Annotated in this window: 8 protein-coding genes; 4 read left to right on the top strand and 4 right to left on the bottom strand. The window is 68.2% G+C overall.

Translation table 11 applies throughout. The features are described from left to right. On the bottom strand, nucleotides 1–280 hold a 280-nt coding region (locus AB7U92_RS15600; protein ID WP_428578670.1), incomplete at its 3' end, for a hypothetical protein. A 23-nt stretch (nucleotides 281–303) separates the two neighbouring features. Between AB7U92_RS15600 and AB7U92_RS15595 the strand changes: the two genes are divergently transcribed. The 3 genes from AB7U92_RS15595 to AB7U92_RS15585 all read left to right on the top strand — a co-directional run bounded on the left by AB7U92_RS15595 (nucleotide 304) and on the right by AB7U92_RS15585 (nucleotide 3,897). Next, entirely contained in the window at nucleotides 304–537 is a 234-nt protein-coding gene (locus tag AB7U92_RS15595; RefSeq protein WP_428578667.1) for a fibronectin type III domain-containing protein, read from the top strand. Between the two features lie 32 nt (nucleotides 538–569). Continuing rightward, nucleotides 570–1,679, top strand: coding sequence for a hypothetical protein (locus tag AB7U92_RS15590; RefSeq protein WP_428578664.1), 1,110 nt, complete (start codon nucleotides 570–572; stop codon nucleotides 1,677–1,679). Between the two features lie 70 nt (nucleotides 1,680–1,749). Then, nucleotides 1,750–3,897, top strand: coding sequence for a hypothetical protein (locus AB7U92_RS15585; protein WP_428578661.1), 2,148 nt, complete (start codon nucleotides 1,750–1,752; stop codon nucleotides 3,895–3,897). A 13-nt stretch (nucleotides 3,898–3,910) separates the two neighbouring features. Here the strand turns inward: AB7U92_RS15585 and AB7U92_RS15580 are convergent, their stop codons facing one another. After that, nucleotides 3,911–5,410 carry a lipopolysaccharide biosynthesis protein gene (locus AB7U92_RS15580; RefSeq protein WP_428578658.1) on the bottom strand — a complete coding sequence of 500 codons (1,500 nt, stop codon included), beginning with the start codon at nucleotides 5,408–5,410 and terminating at the stop codon, nucleotides 3,911–3,913. A gap of 176 nt (nucleotides 5,411–5,586) precedes the next feature. On the opposite strand from AB7U92_RS15580, the gene AB7U92_RS15575 reads away from it, so the two are divergent. Beyond that, a complete protein-coding gene (locus tag AB7U92_RS15575; protein ID WP_428578655.1) occupies nucleotides 5,587–6,828 on the top strand; it encodes a glycosyltransferase in 1,242 nt (413 codons plus the stop codon). Between the two features lie 20 nt (nucleotides 6,829–6,848). Here the strand turns inward: AB7U92_RS15575 and AB7U92_RS15570 are convergent, their stop codons facing one another. Both AB7U92_RS15570 and AB7U92_RS15565 read right to left on the bottom strand, forming a co-directional pair. Next, the gene (locus tag AB7U92_RS15570) at nucleotides 6,849–8,033 is read right to left on the bottom strand and encodes a glycosyltransferase family 4 protein (RefSeq protein ID WP_428578652.1); all 1,185 of its coding nucleotides are present in this window, start codon (nucleotides 8,031–8,033) and stop codon (nucleotides 6,849–6,851) included. Between the two features lie 674 nt (nucleotides 8,034–8,707). Continuing rightward, the coding region (locus AB7U92_RS15565; RefSeq protein ID WP_428578649.1) for a hypothetical protein at nucleotides 8,708–9,008 on the bottom strand (301 nt) is incomplete at its 5' end.

Raw genomic sequence — 9,008 nt, 5'->3', positions numbered from 1 at the left:
CGGGCGGCGTCTGCTCCTGCTCCTGCCCCTGCCCCGGCACCTGCCCCGGCACCTGCCCCGGCACCTGCACCTGCACCTGCACCTGCACCTGCACCTGCACCTGCACCTGCACCTGCACCTGCACCTGCACCTGCACCTGCACCTGCACCTGCCCCTGCCCCGGCACCTGCCCCGGCACCTGCACCTGCACCTGCACCTGCACCTGCACCTGCACCTGCACCTGCACCTGCACCTGCACCTGCACCTGCACCTGCACCTGCACCTGCACCGGCGCCTGCACCGGCGCCCGCACCTGCGGCCGCGCTGAGCTGGAACCGGTCGAACTCGGCGGACACGGTGGGCTACCGGGTGTACTACGGGACGTCGTCCGGGAGTTACGTGCAGGCACGCGGCTCGGGAGTGGACGCGGGCGCGAGCACGTCGTTCACGGCCAGCGGGCTGGTCAGCGGTCGGACCTACTACTTTGCGGTGACGGCGTACGACGCGGCGGGCAATGAAAGCGGCTTCTCTGCCGAAGTGTCCAAGGTCGTTCAGTGAGTGCGCGCATGCGCACGCAGAGGAGCCAAGAGATGTTTAGAAGGTTGGGGACGCTGGCGATGGCGTCGCTGCTGGGTGGGGCTGCGCTGAGCGCGGCGGCCAGCACGCTGGGGGATGCGGCTGCGCAGCTGGGGGCCGGGCAATGGACGGTGCTCAACCGCAGCGGCGACGGCGCGGGCTTTGACTACAAGCTGATCGAGTCGTGCCAGCCCTCGGGCTGCAACGACACGATCCTGAACTATGCGGACAAGGGGCAGTGGAACCCGAACACGCGCGAGATCGAGTTTCTCGGCAAGGGTCACATGGCCGAGCACAAGCACATCAGCTACAGCGAGGCGAGCAACCGCTGGGTGACGCGTCCGCGTCCGGGCTGGGCCTGCGGGGTGTCGGCCAACTGCTACGGGATGATCCACGGCTACGAGCACAGCGCGATGAACCCGGCCAGCGGGGACATGTACGCGCGGCTGGCCAGCTCGGGCACGGTGTACAAGTGGACGCGCGCCACGCAGAGCTGGTCGCAGCTGCCCAACGGGCCGTCGCTGGAAGTGGCCATTGCGATCGAGTACTTCCCGGAGATGGGCGGGCTGCTGATGGTGGGCACGCGCAACGGCACGGGTGAGGTGCACCTGTACCGCGAGTCCACGGGCAACTGGACGCAGCTGGCCGGCGGGCTGGGCATGGGGCCGTACCACAACGTGGCCAGCTACAACCCGGTGCACAAGGTGGTGGTGTTCGGCGGGGGCAACGGCTCGACGCAGCTGTACAAGGTGGACAGCAGCGGCAAGGTCGGCGCGATCGCGGCCGCGCCGGTGGGCGTGGGCATCATGCAGTCGGTGTTCACAGTGGACCCGGCGTCGGGTCGGCACCTGCTGTTCGGCTCGGGCGGGGGCTTCTACGAGTACGACGTGGCGGGCAACCGCTGGAGCACGCTGAGCAGCGCGGGGGTGCCGCTGTTCCGCACGAACGACTCCAACCGCATCTGGATGCGCGTGGCGGTGCCGGTGAGCACGCACGGCGTGGTCGCCTTCCTGTCCGAGGAAGGGGCCAACACCCGCGTGCTGCTGTATCGCCATGCCGCCAGCGTCGCCGCTCCGGCCGACACCACTCCCCCGGCCGCTCCCTCCGGACTGACCATCAGGTAAGCGGCGCGGGCATCGCCGGCGACAGACCCCCACACATCGCGGCAGCGATCGCCGCGCGAGAGGCATCAACTTGAGCAGCTCGACGCCATCAGACCTGGAGGAACGCTTCCGGGCCACGCGGCGACACTTCCTTCGCCTCGCCGGAGCGCCGATGGGCTCGCTGGTGCTGGGCGCCTGTGGCGGAGGGTCGGGGAGCGATTCGGTCGCCGCCCCCGCTCCGGCACCTGCCCCCGCTCCGGCACCTGCTCCGGCACCAGCACCTGCCCCTGCGCCGGCACCTGCTCCGGCGCCGGCACCTGCTCCAGTTCCCGGTGCGCCCGCGAGCTTCACGCTCTCGACGTCAGCGGCCGGCGGCACCTATCCCTTCAGCCTGGGACTGGGCTTCGCCAAGGGCGCCGTATCGGGCAGCTTCGAGCTGAACCTGACCGACTATCAGGTGGTCGTCAAGCGGCGCTGGAATGACGGCAGCATCAAGCACGCCATCGTGTCCGGCAGGGCCGCATTGACGCAGAACACGGCGCGAACGGTGTCAGTCTCCAGCGGCACGGCACCGGTGGGCGCGGCGATGACCTCCGCCAGCATTCAATCCGCGGCACCGGCCGCGGTGGTCCAGTGCGGCTCGTTAGGCAGCGTGGCGCTGTCGAGCTTGCTCGGCAGCCCGATCCGCACCTGGATCAGCGGGCCCGAAATGGTCGAGTGCCACTATCGCGCCAGCGTCGGCGGCGGAACGCTGCTGACGGTGTGGTTCCACGTCCGGTTGTTTGCCGACGGTCGGCAATGGGTCCGCGCGATCGTCGAGAACGGTTACCTGGACAACGGCTCTGGCGGGCTGGCTGCCAATGCGGCGCGAAGCTACGTTCCGTCGGTCACCATCGGCTCGACGACCGTGTTCGACAACGGCGGCGCGAGCCTGTCGCACTACGCCAATACCCGCTGGAGCGCGGAAGGCTGGATCGGCGGAGATCCGGCGGTCACCGCGCGCCAGAGTGCGGCAGAACTGCGTGGGAGCAAGCTGGTGCCCAACTACGGTTGGCACAGCCCGGCCGGTTCGGTGCTCGACGGCCTGGTCCAGAGCTACGCGCCGATGAGCGGCGGCCCGCACACGCAGGACATGGGCAACACCGGTTTTCAGCCCGGCATCGGCCTGCTGCCCAACTGGGAAGCCCTGTTCTGCTCGAGCGGCGACGTGCGCGCCTACCGTGCCGTGCTTGCCGGCTCGTCGGCGATCAATTCGTACCCGATCGTCTGGCGAGATCGCAGCACATACCTGCCGCCCAAGCCATCCGCCTTCTCCAACTGGACCCTCAGCGGGCCCAACGGCGGTGGCGACGATGGCTACAACGCAGGCTCGCTGCGCTGGGAGGTGCACCACCACCCTAGCGCCGGCTACCTGGCTTACCTGCTCACCGGCGACTACTGGCACCTAGAGACGGCCTACCTGCAGGCGGCCACCACCTACCTGATCATCAGCCAGGACCGTGGGGCGGGCGTCAATCGTTTCCTGCAGCCGGGCCAGACCCGCGGCATCGCATGGGCCCTTCGCACCGTGGGGCTGCTGTGCGCGATCGCCCCGGACGCCGACATCACCGCTGGTGGCGTGGCCGCCGACTACCGCAGCCTGCTCGCCAACAGCTACGCACGACACAAGTCGGCCATCGATGCCAATGGCTCGATGATCTGGTCGGGCTCGGTGTACCAGTCCGTCTATGGCAACTGGAACGGCACCGGCACGGTCGCCCCCTGGATGACCGACTTCTGGGTGATGACCAACGGTTTCGTCTCCGACACCGAGCCGCTGGCGTCGATGACCACTCTCGACGCGGTGCGCGACTGGATGTACCGCTGGGCCGTCGGTCGTCTCGGCGTCCCCGGTGACACGAACCAGTTCCCTTTCACGAATGCAGCGCAGTACGGCCTCAAGGTGGCCAGCGACGGCGGTGGCAGCAACTGGTACCAGAGCTGGGGAGCGATCTACACGCAGACCACCGGAAACTCCAACAGCGGTGGCGGGAACACGCTGCAGGGCAGTTCCGGTGCGAACCCGCAGGCTATGGCCGACGGCTACTGGGGAAATCTCCACGCCGCGATGGCGTATGCCGTCGATCATCGGGCGAGTGGTGCCGCTGCCGCCTGGTCGCGTCTCAGTGGTGCGACGAACTACGCCAGCGGCGCCCAGGGTTTCCACGACACGCCGGTCTGGGGCATCGCTCCGCGCTGACAGGGCGGCGCGTTCAGCGTGCGGCGCGCCGAGTTGCGAATCGCGCCGAAGCCCAGGAGATGAACCGCGCCCAGATCAACCGCTCGACGGACTCGGGCCGGCCGCTGGCCCACCACGCCAACGCCACCGCGAGCGGATAGACAAGCGCGCCAGCCGGCACGGTGACTGCCAGCATCAGCAACGCGCGCGGCACGTCGTCCGGGGCGGGCAGAAGTTGCATGATGAAGGCGAGCGTGGCTGCCATCACTGCAGTGGCAGTCAATGGCCTCCACAGCGCCCGAAGATAGTCTCGCGTCGGCAGTTCAAGCGTGCGCAACAGGATGGGCAGGCTCACCAGCAGGCTCCCCGCCGCCGCGATGAGCTCGGCCAAGGCCACACCGAGCATCCCGTGGACTCCTGCCAGCGCCAGCATGGCACACAGCAGCATGATCAGCCGCGAGACCAGGATCGAGGTGGCAAGGTGGGGGCGCCCCAGTGCCAGGTAGGCCGCGACATTGTTGGAGGTGATGGCCGAGACCACCCCGGCGAAGGCGAGCACCTGGATGATCGGCACGGCGGCACCCCACTGGGCGCCCAGCAGGATACGGACCACGGGCGCAGCGAGCAGGGCCACGCCGCTGCTAACCGGCAGCACGATGAGCAGGATGGCTGCGGTCGCATCGAGGCAGGTGCTTCGGAATGCGGGCCGATCGTCCTTCATCCTCGCGTAGCCGGCAAAGGTGGCGCGATTGATCGGCGCCACCAGTTCGGTATAGGCCAGGTGCGCGATTTCGGCTCCGATGGTGTATGCGCCGAGCGCCTGCGCGCCGAACAGTTTGCCGACCGCGAAGTGCGGCACCTTGCCGAGCACCACGCCGGCAAGGTTGTTGGCAATCAGCCAGCCCGAGAAGGAGAACAGCTCGCGGCTTCGGGACAATGACAGGCGCGGCCGGAACGGCTGCATCGTGTAGCTCAGCACCACCCCCATGGCTCGGTTCGTCGCCGTGCCGATGATGAGCGCCCAGTAGGACTGCAGCAGCAGCGCCGCGACCATCGTCACGGCAAAGGAGACCATCCTCTTGGTGGCCATCAGGCGAAATTCGGCCGAGAAGTTCATGGCCCGGCGGAAGTTGGCCGTCCCGGTGTTCTCGAATCCGGCGAGCAGCCAGGCGCCGCCGATGGCCAGCATCACCGGCACCACACGCTCGTCGCCGTAGAAGGTCGCAGCCGGCCAGGCCAGAAGCGCCGTGGCCAGCGCACCCGCTGCACCCACCAGGATGTTCAGCGTCCATGCCGTGTCGAAGTGCTCGCGCGTCGGGTCGCTCTTCTGGATCAGCGCAATCTCGAAGCTGAAGGAACTGGCCAGCTCGATCACCGCGATCACCGACATCGCCATCGCGACCAGCCCGAAATCCTCCGGCAGCAGCAGTCGTGCGAGCACCGCGGTGCTGACGATGCCGATCGATCGGTCGAGCAGGCGGAAAAGCACCATCCATGCGGCGCCGCGGGCGATTGCGCCTCTCATTTCAGCCATGCCGCACCTGTCGCGTTGGCGAGGCAGCTTGGCAGTTGCCCTCCCTCGTGCAAGAGTTCACTGGCCCACGCTGCATGCAGCGTCGTGCCGGAAGCGGCGAACCTTCTGGCACGGGGCATACTCGTCGGCCGTCTGGCCGCGCTGCCGCTTCCGGCCCGTGCATCTGCATCGTCGACATGCCTCACTCCAAGCCTGCGCTGATCGTCCTCAGCACCCTGTTTCCCTCTGCCGCCGAACCGGTCGCCGGCGTCTTCATCAAGGAGCGAATGTTCCGCGTCGCCCGGCACTTGCCGATCACCGTCGTCGCGCCTCAGCCCTGGTTCCCGCTGCAAGGGCTGCTGCGCCGCTGGAAGCCCAGCTATCGTCCGGATCGGCCGCGACACGAAATCGTCGATGGCATCGAGATCCATCGCCCTCGCTACTTTGCGCTGCCAGGCGTGCTGCGACGGCTGGACGGCTGGTCCATCGCCATGGCGGTGCGTCCGCTGCTGCGCCGGCTGCGAGACAGCGGCCGAGCCGACGTGCTCGATGTTCATTTCGGTTTCCCGGACGGCTATGCCGGTCATCTGCTCGCACGCTGGTCCGGCCTGCCCTACCTGATCACCTTGCGCGGCAAGGAGGAGCGCCTCCGCCACGACCGTTCCATCGGCATGCGCATGGCGCGTGCACTGCGTGGTGCGAATCGCGTCGTCGCGGTCTCGCAGGCGTTGAGGCAGGTCGGCATCGAGCTTGGCGCCAACGAGCGCGATGCGGTGCTCATCGGCAATGGCATCGATCTGGAGAAGTTCAACCCGATTGCGCGGGAAGAAGCACGTGCGCGGCTGGAGATTCCGCACGATGCGCGCGTGCTGGTCTCGGTCGGCAGCCTGGTCGAGCGCAAAGGCTTTCATCGCATCATCGAGTGCCTGCCGGCGCTGGTTCAGCAGTACCCGCAGCTGCTGCTGCTGGTCGTCGGCGGTGTCGGGCCGGAAGGTGACTATTCCGCGGAACTGCGTGCCATGACGGAACGGCTGGACATGGGAAAGCACGTCAGGTTTCTCGGCGCCATGGCGCCTGCAGATCTGCACGTTCCGCTGTCGGCGGCCGACCTGTTCGTGCTCGCCACACGCTACGAAGGCTGGGCCAACGTGCTTCTCGAGGCAATGGCGTGCCGGCTGCCGGTGATCACCACCCGGGTGGGCGGCAACGCGGAGGTGGTCTGCCGACCCGAGCTCGGCGTGCTGGTGCCCTTCGGCGACTCGCAGGCGCTGCGCGAAGCAATTGGCGACGGGCTGGCCCGCGAGTGGGACCGCGACGCGATCCGGCGTTACGCTGCCGAGAACACCTGGGACCGCCGCATCGAGCAGTTGCTCACCTTGCTGCATGACATTCATGAGCGTGGGCCGCACGGTGCCAAGCCTGGCGAGCAGCCGACCTGAGGTCGAACGCTCGGTGCCGCTCAGGCGACGGGCCGGCTCACCGTGCCGCCTCGCCGCGGCACGAGGTCTTCGGCAATGCGACACACCCGGCGCGCATTGCTGAGCCAGGTGAGCGAGCGCCGTGCGATGGTTGCGCCAGCGCCTTGGGCCAGCCGCTCGCGCAGCGCGCCGTCGCGGCACAGGCGGGTCAACGCGGCCTCGAAGTGCCCCTCTCGCTGCTCGTCGAACAACAGCGCGTTCACATCGTCTTCCAGCACCTCGGCAATGTTCGGCCGGTTCGGCGCAACGATCGCCTTGGACAATGCAAGGTACTCGAACAGCTTGAGCGGCGAGGCGTAGGGCACCACGGCGGGCTGCAGTGCAACGTCGAACGCAGCGACGTGCTCGGGCACCCGCTCACGCGAGATCACGCCGGTGAAGCGCACCCGCTCGCCGAGTGCGAGTTCGCCAGCCAGGCGCTCCAGGTCTGCCCGCGCCGGCCCGTCGCCGACGACCAGAAGCCGCGCGTTGACAGGCGCGTCGGTGCCGGCCATCCAGCGCAGCACACGGTCGACGCCGTGCCAGTCGCGCACGAAACCGGTGAATCCGAGCACGAGTGCATCCGGCCAGCCCAGTGCGGCCTTGGCCTGCTCGGGAGAGGGTGCCGAGGAGAAGTGCGCCTCGTTGATGCCATTGGGGACGACCTCGATGCGCTCCCATGGAACGCCTCGTGCGGCCACGTGCCCACCGAGCACGCGCGTAACCGGCAACACCCGGTCAGCACCGCGCCAGACGATGCCCTCGGTCCAGCGCGCCAGCCATGGCAACCCCAGGCCGCCGAAGCGCTCGCGCTCCTCGGCCAGGGGCGCGTTGACCTCGAGCAGCAGGGGGATGCGCAGGCGACGCTTCAGCATCCAGCCGGACAGCAGGAAGAGGTTGTAGCGCTCGTAGATGAAGTCGGGCTTGAACTCGGCTGCTGCCTTGGCCAGTCGCCGATAGGCTAGCAGCGAATAGCCGAGCTCCAGCAGCTCGTACAGGGCCTTGGGCAGCGTCGCACGCAGGCGCTGTACCCAGCCGACCTCCGCGCCCATGTCTGCTGTGGCAGGCGCTTTCGGCGCCACCACGCAGACCTCATGGCCCTCCTGGCGCAACGAGGCGATCAACTCCTCGATGTGGACAGCCTGACCGTCCTTTGAAGCCGTGCGGTGGTGGTAGAGGATTTTCATGGAAGCGCAAGAGGTGCGAAACGATCGCCGTGTCGCTCGACCTCGCCGTGGCAGGATGTGTTGAGGCCGACCCGCACCCAGGCGCAGTCCGTTTATATGTAACTGAACGTTCCAGAGACGGGGCCTCGGGCTGGTCTGTGTCGCTGCCGAACTTTCGCACTCTACCTTGGAAACCCTCTCCTCCCACGCGTGGATGAGAGCTCCCACCGAACTCGGGGGGCGCACACCTCTGTTACTGGCACCTCTGGCAGTGCACCTACGATAAGGAGACAAGGATCGTTCCGTGCCCTCCCCCCGAGCCCACGAGATGAAGAAGACGCGACTTAGTCTGCTGATTGCCCAGGCCATGGCCTGTTTCGTGCTGAGCGGTTGCGGTGGCGCCGATGAGAACATCGAGACTCCCTCTCTCGACAGCCCCGAACTCGACACGGCAGCTCGCCTGCGCTGGGGGGCCATGGATTCAGTGGCGCCGGTGCTTGGCGAAGGATCGAGTTCGACGCCGAGCGCCAGTGGATCCGTGAGCCTGCGTGGCGCGGTCAGCGACAACTTCTGGGTCTACCGCGTTCGCTGGAGCAACAACCGTGGAGGCAGTGGCACGGCCGCGCTCGCCGGCAGCGCCAGGCAGGCCACCTGGAGCATCCCGTCACTGCAACTGCACCCCGGGGACAACACCATCACGGTCGTTGCAGAAGACGCCGCCGGCAACTCGGCGCAGCGCACCGGCGTGCTTTCTCGTGCTGCGGCACCCGCTCCTGCACCTGCACCCGCGCCGGCTCCCGCACCCGCGCCGGCTCCCGCACCTGCGCCGGCTCCTGCGCCTGCGCCTGCGCCTGCGCCTGCGCCTGCGCCTGCGCCTGCGCCTGCGCCTGCGCCTGCGCCTGCACCTGCACCTGCACCTGCACCTGCACCTGCACCTGCACCTGCACCCGCGCCGGCACCCGCGCCGGCTCCCGCACCCGCGCCGGCTCCCGCACC

The sequence above is a fragment of the Piscinibacter sp. genome, from assembly GCF_050175855.1.
In the GTDB taxonomy this organism is placed as follows: Bacteria; Pseudomonadota; Gammaproteobacteria; order Burkholderiales; family Burkholderiaceae_C; genus Piscinibacter.
This window is presented reverse-complemented; position numbering and strand designations above follow the sequence as displayed.